The following is a 20743-nucleotide window of genomic DNA, read 5'->3' as shown; positions in this document are numbered from 1 at the left end:
TGACAATTCAATTTGTTAGTGGTAATATTTTTAAGTGTCATTAATGAAACTGAATATGCTTCCGTGGCTCAGGCGGTAGAGCAGCGCATTCGTAACGCGCAGGTCGGCGGTTCGAGTCCGCCCGGGAGCTCCAAAAACCCATAATTACAAATTTATTTGTAATTATGGGTTTTTTATGTTGCGCATACTGCTGATTGATCAATCAATACGGATTGCGGGGAAAGGATATTTTTGCTATGATAGACCTATAACTTGGGTATAAGACGAATGCGCGCGGAGGTAAGCAGTATGAGTAAATTTGCCGTGATCGACACGGAAACGACCTGGGGTGATGCGGTGATGTCCATCGGAGTTGTCATAGCAGAATCCCTGACCTTTCAATTAATAGAGAAAAGATATTACATACTCACACCGTACAAAAGCCACGGAGGTATGTTCACAAACGCCCTATACGTGAACAATATAAAGCCTGATCTTGAATGCTCACGGGAAAAGGCAATGAAAGATCTAATCTCGATTCTTGCAGCGCATGATGTTACCACCATGTTTGCATACAATGCAGCATTTGATTATCGACATTTGCCGGAGCTTCGCCACCTTGATTGGCACGACATTATGAAGCTGGCAGCTTACAGGCAGCACAATCCCAAAATTTCGAGTTGTGCTGAATGCTACGGTACGGGCAGGCTGAAGCGTGGTTATGGAGTGGAGAGCGTTTACAGGATGTTGAGCGAGGATTGGACATACTGCGAGCTGCACAACGCCCTAACCGATGCGATCGACGAATTGGAAATTATGAGACTTTTAAACCACGAACTCGACAAATACGCTTTGGCAAAGATAGGATAGGTCCTACTTAATATTCTAGTTTGATCCTCTTTTTCATTCTGAACTGCAGTCTGTCACCCGGCTTTGTCACCCCAAGGGGGGCATACAGCCAAAACCTTCCACTGTACAATGATAAGTACGGTGGATTTTATTTTTATGGAGGTGAGGCAGTGAGTAGAATCGTGTGCGTTATACCGAAGGAGGACTACTGCCTGGAAATCGTTCTCGACAACGGAAGCAGCGTGAATTTGAGCTTAAAGAGCAGGCTTGGAACAATACGATTTGGAATTCTGGCTGATGAGACATTTTTCCGAAAAGCGGTCACCGATGGTTATTGTATTTCATGGGAGGGAAAAGTCGAAATCTCTCTCAGTGAAGTATTCCAACTGGCACAAAAATAAGGAGGAAATTGGAATGAAGAAACAAAGAATACCCAAAAAAATTTTGGCGATAACACTTTCCGACTTCTCTGATGCTCAAGCGATTGCTCCCTGGGCGAAGGATGCCATGACCATGCTGGTGGAAATGGGTACTGTCACCGGCAGCGGCGGCAAGTTATCTCCGGCAAGTACAACAACCCGCGCCGAGATGGCTCAGGTGCTATATAAACGATTGGAACATTAGACAGCAGCATGGTCTCCCATCAGTTTCAAAAAATCATCCCCAATTGGGGGTGATTTTTTTCATGGACCATTCTAATTGATAATGGGCATAGAAAAAAGGAATTAAAAATAGTAAAAAGTCAGGAATGTAAGAGTTCCTATAAATTATAAATCTGGTATTTGAAATTTTTTCCAGAATGGAGTATACTAGGTTGTAATTTATAGCACGGACATACTCAAAACTTTGGTTTGAAACTGAGGTCGAAAATGGGTAAAAGCATATGTCGGGTGCTATGTTAGTTGAAGAGGTGCTGCTATGCCGAAGAAAAGAACCTTTAACAGCAATGCAATTTATGTGACGGAAAAAGTTCGCTTACAATTAAATAAGATTCCATTCTATCCGTGTACGATCATAGAGGCTCCCATGGGTTACGGCAAAACTACTGCTGTTCGTGAATATCTCAAGAATTCAGGTTGCACGGTCCTTTGGCAGAAGGTTTTTAATCATTCTATTTCGGGATTTTGGTCGATGTTCTGCAGACAGGTTCGCACCATTGATACAGGCGCAGCGGAGCATCTGACGCAGCTTGGTTTTCCCGGTGACAGCACGACGAGGGAAAAAGCTTTGGATTTGATTCAGAGTGCCCTCCCTTCCGGGGGAAGCATATGGGTCGTAGACGATTATCACCTGACAGACTGTATCGAGATAGCCGGCTTTATTGAATATCTGCTTTGGAATGAGCTTCCGAACTTTCATATCATTCTGTCTGCTCGGTATACGCATTTTGACAATCTCGAGGAAATGACGCTGAAAGGATATATAAACCACATTCAGAAAGATGCTTTAGAATTGGGCCTGGAGGAAATCATCTCCTATTACCGCTTGTGCGGCATTGCGTTAAAGGAAAAAGATTCCCTTTGGCTGCAATCATACACCGAGGGCTGGATTACGGGACTTTACCTATTGATGTTGAGTTATCAGTCGGAAGGCGCATTTGAAGCTACAGCAAATATCACTGCTTTGATCGACAAGACGATCTATGCTCCCTTTTCTGAAGAGATAAAAGAGCTTCTAATGACGGTGTGCTTTTTTGAAGCATTCTCACAGGAGCAAGCAGCGCACATGTGGGAAAAGGGCGGAAGCATCGAGCTTTTGGAGACCCTTAGTGGCAGAAACGGCTTTATTGTTTGGGATGCACGTAACGGAGTGTATCAGGTACATAAAATTTTTTCTGAATTTCTCAGAGGTTTTTTTGACCAAAATACACCAGATGAGAAACGAAAAATCTATGGACGGGCAGCCAGCTGGTACAAGCAAACAGAAGATTATATCCAGGCGATGGAATATTATCAGCTTGCACAGGACTTCGATGGCTTGCTTACTGCTTTGCAGCTGGATCAAGGATATAGTATGCATAACGAGCACCGGGAAAAGCTTATAGCATATATGGAGGCTTGCCCTGAAGAAATACGAATGAAGCAGCCTTTTGCATTGCTTGTATATGCGATGTGCTTATTCTCTTACAACGAAACAGAACGGTACGCTTCGGTTTGCGGTGAGCTTGCAGATCTTCTTGAAAGCGGGAAGCTTGAACCGGAGACTGCAAGGGAGCTGGCCGGTGAATTCGAGGTTCTTCAAAGCTTTACGGACTATAATGACATTGAAAAAATGTTGGAGCACTACAAAAGAGCGGGAGCGCTTATGGAGAGTCCCGCAAGATTTATGGATACCCGAGGAGGCTGGACCTTCGGATCGCCTTCGATTCTCTATATGTTTCATCGTAAGCCGGGCGAACTTGAGCGGGAACTAAATTCGATGCAGGAGGCAATGCCCTTTTATGATAGTCTTGCCAAGGGGCACGGACGCGGTGCAGAGTTTGTTATGGAATCAGAGCGGGATTACTTTCGCGGTGATCTTGACAGTGCAGAAATAGCAGCCTATAAAGCCTATTTATTGTCAGAGGGCAGCAAGCAGGAGGATATCCTCCTCTCTGCGGTGTTTCTTCAGGCAAAGATTGATCTATATAAGGGCAACTATGGGATAGCGAGGGAACGATTGAAAACGATAAGGGAAGATCTTGAGCGCGGAGGCTGGTATAACCTCATCCATACGATGGAACTCTGCGAAGGGTGGATTCAGCTGTGTCTTGGCAGGAAGCAGGATGTTTCCAAGTGGATTTTAGATGGAGAATTTTTCGAAAGCCGCATGTATTTCCCGGCGATGGCGATGTTTCATATTGCATACGGCAGGGCATTGCTGCTGAGCAGAGATTACGCAAAATTGCTGGGCAGTATGGATCACTTTCTTGAGATTGCTTCTGTTTTTCCAAATTTGCTGAGTCAAATTTATGTACACATTTATGCTGCGGCGGCAAATGATAAGCTTCATCGGAGGGATAAGGCTCTGGAGGAGATTAGAGCGGCACTGGCGCTGGCAATGCCAGACGGATTGCTGATGCCCTTTGTAGAAAATGGTGACCTGACAGAGCATTTATTAGCGGAGCTTTCTCGCAAGGGAGAATACCAAACTGCGGTCAGTTCCATTCGGAAACTGTATCTGCCTTATCATGAGGCAGTTGAGCAGATTTTAAAGGAATTTTTTATAGAAAAGAGGCCGCAATTGACTGAGAGAGAAACAGAAATTGCAAGTCTTGTGGCACAGGGATTTTCAAATATCGAGATCGGACAGCGACTCTTTATTACACAGAATACAGTCAAGACCATGATGAAACGCATCTTTGAAAAGCTCGGCATCCACTCAAGATTGATGCTGCAGCAATACATACGATCCCAGGAATGAAGGAACGAGACTCCTCTCGATTGATCGACATTCAATCCATCCATTATACAGTAAATGTATAGTGGATTTTTTTGTTGGATCATTACAGATTATCCTTAGAACGAACCTTCTGCGGTTTCTTACGGTTAGTTATCGGCAGCTGCTGCAAAAAAAACCAAAATCACGAAGAGGTGCTTCGTGATCTGGCTGTTTGTTTATAGGAGAAGACTTAAGGGAAGGCATCCTGACGGCAAACAGGATACTTCTTCATTAAGCTATCCGCGAATTTTTATTGGCGGCATCATATTCACTACTCCAGTGATGATTGGGTTGCTAACCTTTGACACTTCTGATACACCGCCTATGTTCTGCATGAAACCCGAAATACGAGGTTCACTGATATGTATTATGTTACTATTATAACATCAGATACGGGGAAAAAAGAAACCTTAATTTCGACAGATAAGCCTTAGTTTTCAACAACGAGACCAGTAAATTACAGTTATAGGGATTTTAGTAAAGGTATTTATTTTCTGAGATAATTCACTTGACAGTGGTAAGGATTTGGTATACTTTTAAATTATACTGACTGGTCAAAATAAAAAGGAGAAAAGCGATGCCGAAACTGGGAATGGAGCCGTTGCGTAGGGCTGAGGCGATTAATGCAGCATTGGAATGCTTTTGCATTTACGGAATTGAAAAAACAACTTTGGATATGGTAGCGGAGAAAGCCGGATTCTCGAAGGGTGTTGTGGCTTATTATTTTAAATCCAAACGTCAATTGATGCTGGACTGTATGATGGCATTTTTGAAATCATATCAAAGGAAGATCAGCAGCGTGATTACTCAGGATATGACGCCGGAAGAGATGCTCAAGAAGGTTGTGGAAGTATCTCTTCCGCCTGTCAGTGACGAAAGGGATGAGCCACTAAATGTGTCTGAGCTTGATGGTCACGAAAAGATTTGCCTTCCTCAAAGTAAGATTGCAAGGTTATTCGGTCAGTACATTGCGAAAGCAGCACTGGACGCTGAACTGAAGGAGACGATGAAGAACGTTTATATCAATGATGTGGCTGGGATAGCGGAGCTGATTCGATATGGAAAGAAAGTGTACCATGTTAACGAGCTTGATGAGGAAATGGCAGCATACACCTTGATGGCCCTGATTTATGGCTTAAGCTACTTCAGAATTACTGGCTTCCTTCCTCCAGGTAAGGAGGATAACAGAGCGGCGGCAATTCAGTTTATTGATGAATTATTCAATTGATATATTTTGTGCAAAGGTAGGGGATGGGATTATGAGTTTTCATTTGGAAGAGGTTCAGATTGTATACTTTTCAGGAACCGGGGGGACGAAGCGGATTGCAGATGCCTTCTATGAGGAACTGAAGAAAAGGGAGGTAGGGGTCAGCCTAATTGAACTTGGGGAACATGATAACGAATTAAATGAGAAGGGTGAACCTGCAGGATTTTATATTCTGCTCTTTCCCGTTTATGCGTTTGATGCACCCGGTTTGATCTATCGATGGATTGAATCTCTGGAGGGAGGATTATCAGGAAAGCGGGCTGCGGTAATTTCTGTGTCCGGAGGAGGAGAGGTATGGCCAAATACAGGATGCAGAAACGGGTGCCGCAATGGACTGGAGAAAAAGGGGGTCAAAGTTGTTTATGAAGGCATGATGTGTATGCCTGCAAACTTAGCCGTTAAGATAAATGATGATCTCGCGATGTGGATGATTCGGGCGATCCCCCAAAAAGTAAGTTTGATCGTAGACGATTTGTTCTCCGGAATAGAGCGAAGGACAAAATACAAAAAAGGTCCTGTGTGCGAGTATATTACCAGACTGGAACGCAGAAAGGGGCATTTGTTTGCTCAAAGCCTCAGGATTACCGACGCGTGCGAAAGCTGTGGATGGTGCGAATCCCATTGCCCAGCTTGTAATATTCGGATGACAGGAGAACCGTCTAGACCGGTTTTTATGGACCAATGCATGGTTTGCCTGCGCTGTATTTACGGCTGCCCTTTCGGGGCAATTCGATGCGAAAATTCGGTAATCTTTCAAGAAGGCTTTAATCTGGATGAAGTGGAAAAACGAATGGAAGGAAAAGAGCTAAAGCCAGTAAAGCAATGCTGCACAGGTCTGCTCCTATCGGGAGTGAAAAAATATCTGTTGGAATAGGGATTGTTTCATCTAAATTAAATTAAGAAAAAATTCCAATAAAGGAGAGGTTCGCCTCTCCTTTTAGAGTTCTTTTAGGTTTCACTGAGATTTGGTTACGGTATGAAATCGTATAATTTGTCGTATTAGGTCGCAATTAGGCGAAAAAGAGGTTTTGCGCCTTGGAACGTTATTTTCCTGAGTAGGTATAATCTTTAATTTTTGTTCCAGGAAACACTGCCGCCTTAACCCAAATAATGAAAGGAGCAAGATAGAGCATGAAAACAAACAAACGAAATCAGAATAGGGTGATTTCATTTTTGCTATTAATCTCAATGATGATTACTATGATTCCGATGACTGCATTTGCAGAAAGCCCCGTTGTAACAGATTCGACGGATCTTGATGTGTTTATGAACATCGACCCGAGTCTTGGTATTAAAACTTCGGACTTTCAAGGACTGGTGGAAGATAAGTTAGAGAAGCTTAACGAGATTTATAAGGTTGAAAATGATACGAAAACCTATCGGTTCAAGACGTCGGCAGCGACCATCGATCCTACCGATATCACAAAATGGGAGGTATACGATCATTACGATACTGCGTGGTATGCTGATGATACCGCATGGTATGCAAACTTCAACGGAGACGATCCTATCCCCTCCAACTGGTACCATTATCCTGTAACAGATCAATTCACCACAAGCGTAAAAGCTGCGAACGCCAAGACGAGTATTAAAACAATGCTTAGCGACAAGGCTGGAACAACTACAACCGGCACAAGCTGGGGAAATACTGCAGGACTTAAATCCCATATTTATGCGTACAAGGAAAATGATAAGCCTGCCATGCAGTTCTACGGCTATGGTACAGATGCATGGGCGGACTTTTTGTATTATCCCGCAAGTGCCAGCAGCTCAAAAAGCGTTAAGTTTAACGTTGATGCGAGCAACGTTCTCCCACATTCGCTGAAATATGCCGGCTTCCTGATCAATGCCGGAACAACGGGAACGGGGAGTTCTAAAACGATTAATGGATATGTAATTCTATTTGAATACGGACCTCCAAATGGAACCACACCAGCCACATATCTGATAGGGGCGTATCTATATAAGCTTACCAACGTTAATGTGGATACCCTGCATCGATACGGTTTGAAAAATATTGCAAACAGTACTACCGCTGGATGGACTAAAATAAAAGATGCGGAATCACTTCCGTTTTATTCAAAGAGCCATATCGAGCTTGCCATAACAAGTGACGGACTGAAAGCAACGGTACAGCAGCTCGACGGGAGCGGCAACCTAACAGGGTCACCCAGTTACCTGTTCGGAGCTTCAAACTCTTACCAAACCCTTAATGATACGGGATTCGGCGGCTTCGGACCCTATGTGGATTATGGCGTGAGCGGTCACACCTGTCAGAATACTTCAAGCTTTCGGTATTCCAACCTTGAGATGTCCTTTGCAGAAACCCTCAGCGGCAGCTCTGCACTGGAGGCGTACCAGTTTTCTGACTATCTTAATAAAAGCAAACAGAAATTTTTTGTAAACCTAACTTCGCCTTCGACACAAAATTATTCGGTTTATGAGACTATGAATGATACGGACGCCGCATTCCTCAATATGCTTGCGTCAAATAAGACAGTTTTGATTACTGATGAGCATGAAGATACTTACTTAGAAAAAACTTTGGGAGAAAATGCCAAGGACGTAAACGATATCGACGTCACCGTTGTACAGCCATTGCTTGGAACAAATCCAAATGAGATAGAAATCTTGGCTGCAAAGGTAGCGTGGCTGATTTACAGCACTGCCTATAACCCTGATGCTACTCAAGTAGAGCAGCCGGACTCCGTTGCTGTCGCATCTCTGACGCTGCTTGATGGACCAGGAACAGGAAGCTCGTGGAATGGTGCAAAGCAAATCAATCAGATTAAAAAGGAGTTGATGTCTGGCAACATACTCAAGGTTTACTTGAATCCTGACGGCAGTCAGAATGCAGATGGACTGACGGCATCCTACACATTGACAAAACCAAACGGCACGATAGAAACACTGACGCCCATTCAGGAGAATGGAAAGAGTTACTTTGAGGCCCGAAAAACCGATGCAGTGGGAGACTACAAGGTGACACTCAGCTATGCTATCAATGGAGGGATTCTCACATCGATCCCTGCTGCAGCTACCTATTCCGTGCTGACCGACAGCATCGCACCGACGACCTCGGTTTCTGTTTCGGGTGCCATTGCAACACTGACCTTTACAAACACTGCGGGCACAAAGAGTGGTGAATACACATCAAAGCTTGATTCCTATGCAGTCTATATCAGTACCAGCGCCTCCAAACCTGCTGTTGCTGATGAGCTTTATACTCCTGTGACAGATGATGCGGAAAACGTCAATGTGGCGGAGGTGGCCGAAGAACTGAGCTTGACATTGAGTCCGGAGACAACTTACTACTTCCATGTTCTTCTAAAGGATGAAGCAGGTAATATCGGTCATACCGCGCAAGCCTTTACCTTTGATGGACCGAGGGCAGCCTTTACCAATCCGTCAAGCAATTCCTATACTGCTGACACACCGTTTACAGGCAGTGCAGTTACCTTTAGTTTGACCAAGGGAAGCAGTGATATCGCAACATATCAAATCGGTACAGGAGCATCTTCGCCGACCTTTGGAGCACCGGCTGCTGCAGGTGGACAGACGAGCGTAGAGTATATACTGCCAATAGGTACCTACAGACTATGGATCAAAGCAACTGACGAGGATGGCAGAGATTCTGCTCCGATCAGCATTTACGTTAATACAAAGAAACGACAGGAATTAACAGGCACTAAAACATATGTCTTTGAGGCAGGCGTTGACAAGGAAGCTACCCTTGATTATACTTCGGCCAGCGTTCCTGTACTTGCAGGCGGTGAGTCACTGGGAGCAATTCTTTATGAAAAGATGACCGATCCCAATCATTCTATTTCGCTTTCTGATACAGGGGGCAAAGTGACTATAAATAACTATGTGGGAACGGCAACCATTCAGGTTAAAGCGGAAGGTACGGCAACCCATCACGAGGCAACTGACTTGATTAACGTTCGTGTTGTGAAACCATTCTCCGTATCCCTGGTAATGAGCGATTATTCTACAGCAACGGGCATTACCGTTTACCCAGACTATAATGATTACGGTAGTTTTGGACTTGGCAGTACCCGGGAACTCAAATACCGCAAGGCTGGAACAACCGGCTGGACCTCGGTCCCTGCTGCAGATTGGAACTGGAAATCCCCATACACCTTAGCGTTTAGTGGTATGGATGCGGGAACGAAGTATGAGATGCAGCTTTTTGGACAGAATGCGAAAGCACAGCCGACAATAGCCTCATCCGACATCCGAACGTTTACAACACCTTATGCATCAGCAACGCCCGGAGGCGGGGTAAAAACAGGTACCGGAACAGCAACGATAACCCTGAAGGATACAGAAATCGGAACCACCTATGAGGTATCAATCCAAACGGGTGATGCGGTAGTAGATTCCGTTTGGATCCCCGGAACGGGAACTGATATTACCCATACCTTTGAGAATCTGATCGACGGTAACTACAATATCGTGGTGAAGACTTCCGATGAAATGGTTACTGAGAGGATTCAGATCAAAGACGGCAAACTGATTCCTGAGAATTTTAGTGTCAAACTCATTGGTTCATCCAATACCCGCATCAGAATGAAGGGCAAAAGCCCTGATATAGCGGTAGGTAAGCTGAGTGATTTGTTAAAACCGACCACCAATACCGATGATGCTGCAGGGGTAACCGTGGCTGATCAGGAGCTTGTTTCCAACGGTGGTAAAATCCTCATCGAACTGGTTTCAACTGGGTATGAAGAATCTGATGAAGAAATTAAAGATGATGTAGATAAAATCAATAAAATAAAAGGTGGGCAGACACTGGCAATGCTGGTTGATCTCTCGGTTTTCAAAACCGTTTGGGAGCCTAATTCTGCAACAGGTGAGCAGAATCGTATGACCACGATTCCCGAAAAGCTTACCGTTGCTGTTCCCCTGAGCAATATCAAGGGCAGCAATGTAAAGGTCTACCGAGTCCATGGCAATGCAGTGGCGCAGGTGATCCCTGAGGCAAGACTGGATGCTGACGGAGTGACCTATGTATGGGCGGACAACTATCAGATTGACGGTTCCACGCTTACAAAAGGATCCGCTGTCGGATCAGAGGAATATGTGGTTCTGAGCGGTGAATACGCGGTGCTTTATGTAGATAAATTCTCTACTTATGCTGTTGGATATACACGGTCAAGCAGTTCCGGTTCTTCCAAACCTGCTGTGACACAAACTGTGGCGGTTGACAACCCATCTCACGGAAAAGTTACCGGTGATACAACAGGAAAAAAAGCCGGAGACACCGTAACCCTTAAGGTCACTCCCGATGACGGTTACGTACTCAGCAAACTGGATATTCGTGACGCAAACGGCAACAAAGTATCTTACATACAGAACAGCGATGGAACATATCGCTTCACCATGCCTGCAAGTGCAGTTACGATAAAAGCTGAATTTGAAAAACAGCAGACAGGACTGGCAGATCCATCGGTGACTGGTGTTGCAAAGTGGCTGATCACCGATGATCACATCAGGTATATGGTGGGAGACGACAATGGATACTTCAATCCAGACAAAAACATGACACGTGCAGAAGCTGCGCAGATGTTCTATAATCTTTTACTGAATAAGGATGTCAACGTTACAGCTTCCTTTGCTGACGTGGCAGAAGGTGCATGGTATCAAAAAGCAGTAGAAACATTGGCTGCACTCGGTGTGGTCACAGGATATGATGGGGTATACAGCCCGAACAAAAACATTAGCCGCGCTGAGTTTACTGCAATTGCAATGCGCTTTGCCGTTTTAAGCGGTGGCAATGCAAGCTTTAGTGACGTATCCAGTTCCGACTGGGCACACCAATACATTATGTCCGCTGCAGGATATGGCTGGATCAATGGCTATTCAGACGGCACATACAAGCCCCAAGCGCTGATCACCCGTGCAGAAGTTGTAACCATTGTAAATAATATGTTGGGAAGAAGCGCGGATAAAGAATATATTGACAACAATCTCAGCAACTTGAAAATATTCCCTGATGTTAATAAGAATAGCTATTGGGCTTATTATGGCATCGTGGAAGCGACAAATGCACATGACTTTGAGAAAGCAAACGGTAAAGAAAGTTGGACTGATTTAAACTAAATCACCTCCCGAATCACTTTATCAGTTGGCATAACCCCTATGAACCCCGCTCTGGCAGCTCTGCCAGAGCGGAGTTTTCATTTACACATAGGAGCAGGATTCTCCTTGCAGAACTGAAACTACTGATATATATTAAAAGATACTGCATATTCAAACGAAGGGAAGCCGTTATGATTGTAAAGAGCCGCCATTTGACCCTTGATAAGAAAAAAATAGGAAGCGTACTGCTTGCTATAGGAATGATAGCAGCTGTGGTTATCCCTTTGTATATTGTAAAACATGCATTGCTGCCTTCAGCTCCGAGGGTTAACGCCGGGCAGCTCGATCTTACAGGTTGGGATTTCGAACAAAATGGGGTCATCCCTTTGAACGGAGAATGGAGCTTCTACTGGGAGCAATTTTCAGATCCCGAGCCCGATTCTCAAGCGACGCCGGATGCTTTTGTGCGTATTCCTGGCGTGTGGACAAGCTATGTTTTGAATGGAAATAAGCTTCCTGCCTACGGGTATGCAACTTACACGATGAAAATTTCTGGACTAAAAGGGATCATGGCATTGAGACTGGATCACTGTGCCACTTCCTATCAGTTATATATTAACGGGAAGCTGGCAGCACAGAACGGGCAGATCGGAAAAAGTGCAGAGGAAGCGGTTCCGTACTATGAGTCAAAGACCGTTATCTTTAATGCTGACAAAGAAAAGACAATCCTTACCTTACATATCTCCAATTTTACTTATGCCAGAGGGGGACTTTGGTATCCGGTGCAGCTGGGCAGACCTGGAGATATAGGCAGTATCAATAATCGTATTGCCAACCAAAGAACCTTTATTCTAGGAAGTGTTTTGACACTGCTGACGCTGTGTGTATATGCTTTGTTTTTGGGCATTCGCAAACCGTCACTTTATTATTTTATGCTTATGTCCCTTTGCTCGGTAATCGTAGTCCTTGTTTATGGGGACTACATGCTAGTGAAGCTTTTCAAATCCTTCCGTATTGCCATCGTGTTGGAATATTTGTCAATTACACTATTCCCGATGTTTATCGCACTTTTTCTGCAAAGCCTGCTGCAGCGCCCTGAAAGCTGGATGAAAAAAATCATTCCGGCAGCCAGTATTTCCTTATTTGGCATTACTTTGATTACTCCAATCCATACTTTCACACGGCTCATTGTTGTTATGGAGATATGGGCTGTCCTAATTACCCTTTACCTTCTTTATAGTATTGCTACAAGTAAAAAGACATATAAATCTTCACTTTTCTTGGGAACGGTAATCATGACTACCGGAGGAGTAGTAGACTTTTTATATCAGGCTTGCGTGATCCCGGTGGGGAATATTGCTTCACTAGGGTTCTTATTCATGCTTCTTATCTTCGGATTTCCGCTGCTGCAGCATTATATTCTCATGGAAAAAGAACGCACATGGGCGATGGAGCGCTCGAAGAATGCAGAAATAACCTTCCTAAGTGCCCAAATTAAACCACACTTCTTATATAATGCGCTGAATGCGGTCGCTAATGTTAGCGAAAAAGACGGGATGAAGGGCAGCCAACTGATTCTGGATCTTGCGGTATTCTTCAGAAAAAAACTGGAGTTTACAGACTTAAACAGAAAAGCTTCCCTGGGCATGGAGCTTGATTTTGTAAAGAAGTATTTTGAAATAGAGAAAGCAAGATTTGGAGAGAAGATCAAACTGGATTTGCAGATTGATGCACCCCTTGAGCACGAAGTCCCGATTCTGATGTTGCAGCCGCTGGTAGAAAACTCGGTAAGACATGGAATCTCCAAAAAACTAACAGGTGGAACCGTTCGGATTAAGGCAACTATTTCGGGAAAGAATTTATGTGTGGAAGTAGAGGATGATGGAATCGGAATTGAACCGGAAAAGCAGAAGGTATTATTAGATGAGGGAGATGCCGGTGCAGGCGTAGCCTTATTAAATATTCATCAGAGAATGCTGCATATGTATGGCACTGAATTGGAAATACAAAGTACACCGGGCAAAGGTACGACTGTTCGAGTAATAATATCTGGAGGAAAGAATGCATGATCAGAATTGTGGCGGTAGATGATGAATACCACATTTTGGAGCGATTTGAACGAATGGCTGCAGAATTTGATGAGATAGAACTCTGCGGGGTGTTTACAAGTGGAGATGAGCTTCTTGAGTATCAGGAACTGAGTATTTTGGATGCTGTTTTTCTGGATATTGAAATGCCCGGTATTCAGGGCATTGCTCTCTCAAATTTAATTCTAAAAAAGAATCCACAAATCTCAATTGTATTCATGACTGCATTTGCACAATATGCAGTTCAAGCTTTTGATATCAATGCGATTGACTATCTACTCAAGCCTGTCTCAAAGGAGAGGCTTGAAATAACAATCGGAAGGCTAATCGCAAGAAAAGCTGCAGGCAATCATGGTGCCAAGCCTTTTGTGCAGTGTTTTGGAGAATTTGAAATCTTTGTGAATGAGGAAATTCTGATATGGAAGAACTCGAAGGCAAAGGAAATCCTGGCATATCTCATACATAAAAAGGGGATACCCCAGAGCTGGCAGAAGATTGTGGATGCTGTATGGCCCGAATATAATCCATCAAAGGCTCACGCAAACTTCAACGCTACCATGTATTTGCTCCGTAGGATCTTGGCAGAAGCGGGGATTGATCACATCCTGGAAAATAAGCGGGGAAATTATAGAATCAAAAAGGATGAAATTTATTGTGATGTATATGTCTTTGAGGAGGATGCCAAGCGTGCCTTGTTAGGGGTTGTTTCGTCTGAACTAATACAGAAGCTGGAACTTTTGTATCAGGGCGTGTATATGGAAGAAACAGGCTATGAATGGGCATATCCAAAGGCAGGAGCGCTGGAACAGTTGGCACATAAGCTGAATCTTGTTTTGTAAAGCCAAAACATCCGTTTAGAAGAGTAACCGTCAAGAGCTCTTGATCTTTAAGGAGATTCTTGATTTTAGACGGGTTATCCTCTATACTTGTCTGGGATGGTATTTACAGGAGAGTGAAAGAATTGACGAGAGAAAAATTGATCGGTAACATGCTGCTGCTATTCACATCGATTATCTGGGGATCAGCTTTTGTGGCACAAAGAGTGGGGATGGACTTTGTCGATCCTTTTACTTTCAATGGGGCAAGGTTTGCCTTATCTGCACTGGTGCTGTTACCGGTTATGGGCATCATGAGAAGTAGAAACGGGAAAAATAAGAAAATAGAGCAGGTCAAGGAAACGGAAGTGGCCTTGGCCGAAACTGCAGAGCAGAAGAGAACCATGATAAAAGCAGGAATGATCTGCGGCAGTATTTTATTTTGCGGCTCTACGCTGCAGCAGTTTGGTCTGGTGTTTACTACCGCTGGAAAAGCAGGCTTTATCACAGCCCTGTATATCTTGCTTGTACCAATCTTCAGTCTGGCGATCAAGCATAGGCCCGGTTTGAAATGCTGGATCGGTGTGGCATTCGGTGCGACAGGTTTATACTTACTGTGTATAACAGAATCCTTCACCATAGCTCCCGGGGACCTGATTGTTCTCGTAGGTGCTGGTTTCTGGGCACTTCATCTTCTGGTCATCGATTACTTTCTTCCGAGGATAACGGATGCCATTAAGCTTTCATTTCTTCAATTTGCAGTCTGTGCGGTGTTTAGCCTGATTGCTGCATTGATCTTTGAAGAAATCTCCATACAGGGCTTAATGCAAGCAGCAATTCCGATTCTCTATGCCGGCATCTTGTCCGGCGGAGTGGGTTTCACGCTGCAGATCGTAGGTCAGCGGCATACCAATCCCACAGTAGCTTCACTGCTTCTCAGTATGGAAGCGGTCTTTGGAGCGTTATTTGGCTTTCTCATCCTGAGGGAAATTATGACACAAAGGGAACTTTTGGGCTGCGTTCTCATGTTCAGTGCCATTATTATTTCCCAATTACCGGATAAAAAGAAGCCGGAATGCATATCTTAATTTCAAGCAAAATCAGAAAAAGAGTTTGGGGGGATTCATTGTGAAAATTGCGGAAAACCTGACAGAACTGATCGGCAATACGCCATTGCAGTATCTGAAACAGTACAGTAAGGCAGCTGGTGCCGATCAGGCGTCGCTCATTGCCAAGCTGGAATACTTCAATCCTCTGGGAAGTGTGAAGGACAGACCTGCGCTTGCTATGATCCGGGATGCAGAGGAGAAGGGCTTGCTCAAGCCCGAAAGCGTAATCATTGAACCCACAAGCGGAAACACCGGAATAGGGCTGGCTTTTGTTGCTACAGCCAGAGGATACCGCATCATTTTGACTATGCCTGAGAGCATGAGTCTGGAACGGCGAAGGCTTCTTTCGGCACTTGGCGCTGAACTGGTGCTGACTCCTGCTGCAAAAGGAATGAAAGGCGCAATCGCGGAAGCGGAACGATTGGCATCTGAGACACCGCAGGCATTCATTCCCGGACAGTTTACCAATCCCGCAAATCCCAAAGTGCACAGAGAAACCACTGCGGAAGAGATCTGGAAGGATACCGACGGTCAAGTGGATATCTTTGTGGCTGGAGTGGGAACCGGCGGCACGGTAACCGGAGTAGGAGAACGTCTAAAGGAGAAGAGCAGATTTATTAAAATTGTGGCGGTGGAGCCTTTCGACTCCCCTGTTTTATCAGGCGGTGAAGCAGGACCCCATAAGCTTCAAGGAATCGGCGCAGGCTTTGTTCCTTCCGTACTCAACGTAAGTGTACTGGACGAAATCATGAAGGTGAAGGCTGAGGATGCTTTTGACACAGTTCGACTGCTGGCTCAAACAGAAGGACTGTTGGTTGGGATTTCCTCAGGTGCGGCACTCTATGCCGGCACGCTTTTGGCAAGACGTCCAGAAAATGAGGGGAAAAAGATCGTCATACTTCTTCCCGATTCCGGAGAACGGTACTTATCTTCAGAGCTATTTTAATGAAACCCGAAATCAGAAATTTATTTAATCTAATACAAACTTAAAGGAGTGTGTTCAATGGAACAGCAAAAACGTGAATACGGACTATTCACCACTATTGCTATGATCGTAGGAATCGTTATCGGTTCTGGAATTTTTTTCAAGTCTGACGATATGCTGGGGTATACCGGCGGTAATGTAGGACTTGCTGTGCTGGTATTCTGCATCGCAGCATTTACTATCGTATTCGGCTGTTTGACCTTCAGCCAGCTTGCCGCATTATCGGACAAGCCAGGCGGAGTCATCACCTATGCCAACGAGTTTATTGGAAAACGGTGGGCAAGTCTCTTTGGTTGGTTTCAGGTATTTGTTTACTATCCAACGCTGACTGTTTTGCTTTGCTGGGTAGTTGGTATTTATACAGGGCTGACTATGGGATGGGATTTAACTTTCGTTGGAATGGTTGGAGTTGGATTGGTCTGGTTCTTCATTTGCTTCCTATATAATATCTTTTCTGCTAAAATCGGCGGGTTATTTCAGGAAGCCACTGTTGTGATCAAGCTGATTCCCCTTTTTGCCATCGCTATCGGCGGTTTGGTCTTTGGAGACCCCATCGCGGCAATCCAAAATCCGTCACCCGAAGCAATCGAGGCAACCAAGACCTTGGCGTGGACAGCAGCCATCGGCCCAATCGCGTTTTCTTTTGATGGGTGGATTGTATCCACTGCTGTTGCCCATGAAGTAAGGGATTCAAAACGAAATGTTCCAAGAGCACTCGTGGCTGCACCGTTGTTTATTTTAGCTGCGTATCTGATGTATTTCCTCGGTATTACAGGTTACCTGGGGGTGGAACAGGTCATGGAGCTTGGAGACACTGCCGTCGCAGTTGCTGCGACCAATCTTTTGGGACCCACCTTTGCCGGAATCATCTATGTCTTTGTAACAATCTCGGTTATGGGAACTGCAAACGGACTTATTTTAGGTTATATCAGACTTCCTTATTCCCTTGCACTGAGAAATGCAATCCCCGGTTCAAAGGCTGTGGCAAAAGTCAACCGTAAGCTGAACATGCCTGTAAATTCTGCTATTTTTGCAATGGCAGTATCCGGCGTTTGGTGGGTGATCCATTACCTGCAGAACAAGTACAGCTTGCTGGTCAATGGAGATATTGCGGAAATCGCTATTTCCGTTAGCTACTTGCTCTATATCGTGCTATATTATCAGGTCTTCAGACTCTGGAGAGAAGGACGGGTTAAGGGCGTTTGGTATGGAGTTGTATTCCCAATCTGCGCCACTTTGGGCTCAATGTTCGTTCTGATTGGCGGACTGGCGAATCCACAGTTCATAATTTTTGTCGTTATTTGTATGGTGGCCATTATCGGAGGATATGTATACGGCAAGAATGCAAAGGACGATGTAGAACTCTAAACCCTAGAACGCGCAATGCGAATAAAGCGTCCCGGATATGGCATGCCAATACTCTTTATCGGAGAGGACAGGCCATTCGGGACGTTTTTATTAATAACTACCGCAAGTGCAGGGACTGAAGGCTGGCGAACGGAGTAGGAATTGACGGCAGAAAGGCAGTCTCGAATGCTGCTAACGAAAGCGCAGTGACTGCTGCTGATTGAGGTAATCAAATAAACCTTCGGCAAAATAATTGCTTGTGCTTTCCGCCTGATCCAGCAAACTGCTGAAAATATTAATATTCCGGCTATAATCACCCATTAGGAAGGAGGTGGACTGATCTAAGGTGCTGCGCAGATTGGTATAAAGCCTGTTTCGCCATTCATCTTCACTCCAATAAGGGTTGATGGATGCAAGAAATGCCGCTCGTTCATCCGCATTCTGATACAATTGCTGTGTAATCAGGCCAATCTCCTCTACATTCCCTTCTATTTGAGCCGTTACCAGCGCATCAATCAAGTCAATATAGCGATAAAACAGTGTTACGTATTCTCCGACAACAATCTCGCCGAAAATTTGCCTTAGAATATTGACATAATCCACCGGTACCTGTAAGAGGCGGTTATAGACTTCATCTGTGTCTCCAAGACCCATATATCTGCTGAGCATATAATTTCTGATCCAGATTACTAACTCAAACCAGAATATTCGAATTCCATAGATGGCATTCATTTGATCATAGTTAATGCATTGTACTCCTTCTGTACCCGGAGCAGCAGAAGCTCCGGCGCCAGAGGTGATATAATCATACACACCCTCTGCAAACACATCACCCATCAGATTCGTATGTGCATTCAATTGATTATAGATCTGAATATCCCTGCTGTAATCACCCCTTGACAGTGCATTGGCTTCTTCAAAAATATACTGCGTATAAGTGGTCAGGAGGTTTTCATATTCAATTTGGTTCCAATACGGGTTCATGGCCTCAAGATAACTTGCTCGCTCCTGGATATTGGCGTAAATCTGCTCCAGGTTTTGGCTTATTCCTTCCATATCCCCTGCAAGCTGGGCAGTAATCAATTCACGGAGAGGAATTGCAAATTGGCTTAATAACTGACTATATTCCTCAGAGGATCGCCGTCCGAAAATGATCTGCATCATATCTCCGATCTCTAAAGATTCAGAATATAAACGGTTAAAAAGATCTTCTGCGGTCCCGATATTGTAATAACGGCTAAGCAGATAGGCTCTGGTCCAGGTAGTCAACCTTCTGTAATAGATTCTAGCGTTAAAAATCATATTCATTTGGCTGTATGTAATACATTGGGGATTGAAACTGTATGTTTCGATCATAATACTTCACCATTGGGGAGCAAGCCTGATGCAATCCTTGAATCCCTTATCAAAATTAGGAATGGAATCTTTCTGCTATCTATCATACGTTTCAAATTCAGTCATATTCCTTTCTTCTTTCGGCTTACTTAGGACTTATTATCAAATTGCTTCAAGCGATACCACCCACGATTTTCTTGCCAGCTCTGGGGAAGCACCGTATAATGAAATTGAAATTACCAGAGTGCTCCCAGAGAGTCGGGAACCTTAGAGAGGTCATTCACATGGATCGTAAATACTAGCAGTTGGAGTAGAAATATATTGGAAAGGGAAGGAATGCCTTAATGAAAGAGGATAGAGGAAAAATTAAAATTGCTCTTCTCGGTTTTGGAAATGCGGGGAAGGCCTTTGCAGCGCTGCTGCAGGATAAATTGGAAGAAATCAGGAAAAACTACCGAAGCGATGTCATTGTGACGGCCATCGCCACAGGAAGCCGTGGCTGCCTTATCAATGAAAATGGAGTGGATGTTGCGAGAGCATTAAGCGAAATTCAGGAGCAAGGACGCTTTTTCGCTGAGAATCCCGATGCTTCTACACTTACCTCTCTTGAAATCGCAGAGAAAGCAGCTTACGATATCTTGGTTGAGATGACTCCGCTTGCTATTTTTTCCGGCCGGCCCGCAATTGATCATATTGAAGCCGCATTTCACAGGAAAAAGCATGTGATTACTGCCAATAAAGGCCCGATTGCCTGGGATTTTAAGAGGTTGCGAAGACTGGCGGAATCCCAGGGCGTGAGATTTTGCTATGAGACTACGGTGATGGACGGTACACCGGTATTCAACCTTGTGGAGGATACCTTGAAACTTTGCAGGGTAACCGCGGTAAAAGGAATCCTGAATTCCACGACAAATTTCATTCTCGAGGAGTTAGCAAAAGGCAGACCATATGATGAAGTGATTGCAGAAGGAAAAATGAAAGGCTTTGTCGAAGCCGATCCTGCTTTGGATGTGGAAGGTTGGGATGCGGCTGCAAAAACCGCTGCACTGCTGAATGTTCTGATGGACGCGGATATTACACCTGATTTGATTCAGCGGAAGGGAATTGCAGGAATCACCACCGATCAGCTTCGGGAGGCTGATGCAAGGGGTAAGGTAATCAAACTTCTTTGCAGAGGCACAATTCAGAACGGAACAGTAATTGGGAGTGTTGGGCCGGAGGAGATCGATCAGAAGGACCTTTTTGCATCGATATCAGGAACTTCATCTGTAGTCACCATCACCACTGATCTTATGGGACCTGTTTCTGTAGTGGAGCATGATCCTGAAATTCTACAGACAGCATATGGTGTACTAAGTGACCTGATTCGGGTAATCGGATAGGTGTTGCTTCCCAAACGAAATCTATGATAGAATATTCTATACTGTTTTCTAATCTAAAATATAGATTTTATGGAAAATTGTATC

At 44.5% G+C, this 20743-nt stretch carries 14 protein-coding genes and 1 tRNA gene; 14 read left to right on the top strand and 1 reads right to left on the bottom strand.

Annotated features, from left to right (window positions below):
• The first annotated feature begins 57 nt into the window (after positions 1 to 57).
• From FRZ06_14365 to FRZ06_14305, 13 genes are all read left to right on the top strand, one after another.
• A tRNA-Thr gene (locus FRZ06_14365) sits at positions 58 to 133 on the top strand.
• A gap of 155 nt (positions 134 to 288) precedes the next feature.
• Positions 289 to 849 carry a hypothetical protein gene (locus FRZ06_14360; GenBank protein QOX64438.1) on the top strand — a complete coding sequence of 187 codons (561 nt, stop codon included), beginning with the start codon at positions 289 to 291 and terminating at the stop codon, positions 847 to 849.
• Positions 850 to 998: 149 nt separating this feature from the next.
• A complete protein-coding gene (locus tag FRZ06_14355) occupies positions 999 to 1229 on the top strand; it encodes a DUF2442 domain-containing protein (GenBank protein QOX65950.1) in 231 nt (76 codons plus the stop codon).
• Entirely contained in the window at positions 1126 to 1452 is a 327-nt protein-coding gene (locus FRZ06_14350; protein QOX64437.1) for an S-layer homology domain-containing protein, read from the top strand. The genes FRZ06_14355 and FRZ06_14350 overlap by 104 nt, the downstream gene beginning before the upstream one ends.
• Positions 1453 to 1746: 294 nt before the next feature.
• A complete protein-coding gene (locus FRZ06_14345) occupies positions 1747 to 4230 on the top strand; it encodes a helix-turn-helix transcriptional regulator (protein ID QOX64436.1) in 2484 nt (827 codons plus the stop codon).
• Positions 4231 to 4825: 595 nt separating this feature from the next.
• Positions 4826 to 5476, top strand: a complete 651-nt coding sequence (locus FRZ06_14340) for a TetR family transcriptional regulator (GenBank protein QOX64435.1) — start codon at positions 4826 to 4828, stop codon at positions 5474 to 5476.
• 31 nt (positions 5477 to 5507) lie between these two features.
• A complete protein-coding gene (locus FRZ06_14335) occupies positions 5508 to 6389 on the top strand; it encodes a hypothetical protein (protein QOX64434.1) in 882 nt (293 codons plus the stop codon).
• A gap of 257 nt (positions 6390 to 6646) precedes the next feature.
• Positions 6647 to 11620 (top strand): S-layer homology domain-containing protein, encoded by a 4974-nt coding sequence (locus tag FRZ06_14330; protein QOX64433.1) that lies wholly within the window; start codon positions 6647 to 6649, stop codon positions 11618 to 11620.
• Positions 11621 to 11790: 170 nt separating this feature from the next.
• Positions 11791 to 13668: a hypothetical protein gene (locus FRZ06_14325; GenBank protein QOX64432.1), complete on the top strand. Its 1878-nt coding sequence runs from the start codon at positions 11791 to 11793 to the stop codon at positions 13666 to 13668.
• Positions 13665 to 14525: a response regulator gene (locus tag FRZ06_14320; protein ID QOX64431.1), complete on the top strand. Its 861-nt coding sequence runs from the start codon at positions 13665 to 13667 to the stop codon at positions 14523 to 14525. The genes FRZ06_14325 and FRZ06_14320 overlap by 4 nt, the downstream gene beginning before the upstream one ends.
• Before the next feature lie 149 nt (positions 14526 to 14674).
• Positions 14675 to 15589, top strand: a complete 915-nt coding sequence (locus FRZ06_14315; protein QOX65949.1) for a DMT family transporter — start codon at positions 14675 to 14677, stop codon at positions 15587 to 15589.
• A gap of 37 nt (positions 15590 to 15626) precedes the next feature.
• Complete coding sequence (gene cysK / locus FRZ06_14310) at positions 15627 to 16556, top strand: cysteine synthase A (protein ID QOX65948.1); 930 nt, start codon at positions 15627 to 15629, stop codon at positions 16554 to 16556.
• Positions 16557 to 16613: 57 nt separating this feature from the next.
• Positions 16614 to 17963 (top strand): APC family permease, encoded by a 1350-nt coding sequence (locus FRZ06_14305; protein QOX64430.1) that lies wholly within the window; start codon positions 16614 to 16616, stop codon positions 17961 to 17963.
• Positions 17964 to 18134: 171 nt separating this feature from the next.
• On the opposite strand, the gene FRZ06_14300 is transcribed toward FRZ06_14305, so the two are convergent.
• On the bottom strand, positions 18135 to 19298 hold the full coding sequence (locus tag FRZ06_14300) for a hypothetical protein (protein QOX64429.1): 1164 nt from the start codon (positions 19296 to 19298) through the stop codon (positions 18135 to 18137).
• Positions 19299 to 19621: 323 nt separating this feature from the next.
• Between FRZ06_14300 and FRZ06_14295 the strand changes: the two genes are divergently transcribed.
• Positions 19622 to 20659 carry a hypothetical protein gene (locus FRZ06_14295; protein QOX64428.1) on the top strand — a complete coding sequence of 346 codons (1038 nt, stop codon included), beginning with the start codon at positions 19622 to 19624 and terminating at the stop codon, positions 20657 to 20659.
• Positions 20660 to 20743: the final 84 nt, after the last annotated feature.

This window comes from Clostridiales bacterium (assembly GCA_015243575.1).
In the GTDB taxonomy this organism is placed as follows: Bacteria; Bacillota; Clostridia; order Peptostreptococcales; family Anaerovoracaceae; genus Anoxybacterium; species Anoxybacterium hadale.
The sequence above is the reverse complement of the archived record's forward strand: the minus strand, read 5'-3'. Positions and strand labels throughout refer to the sequence as shown.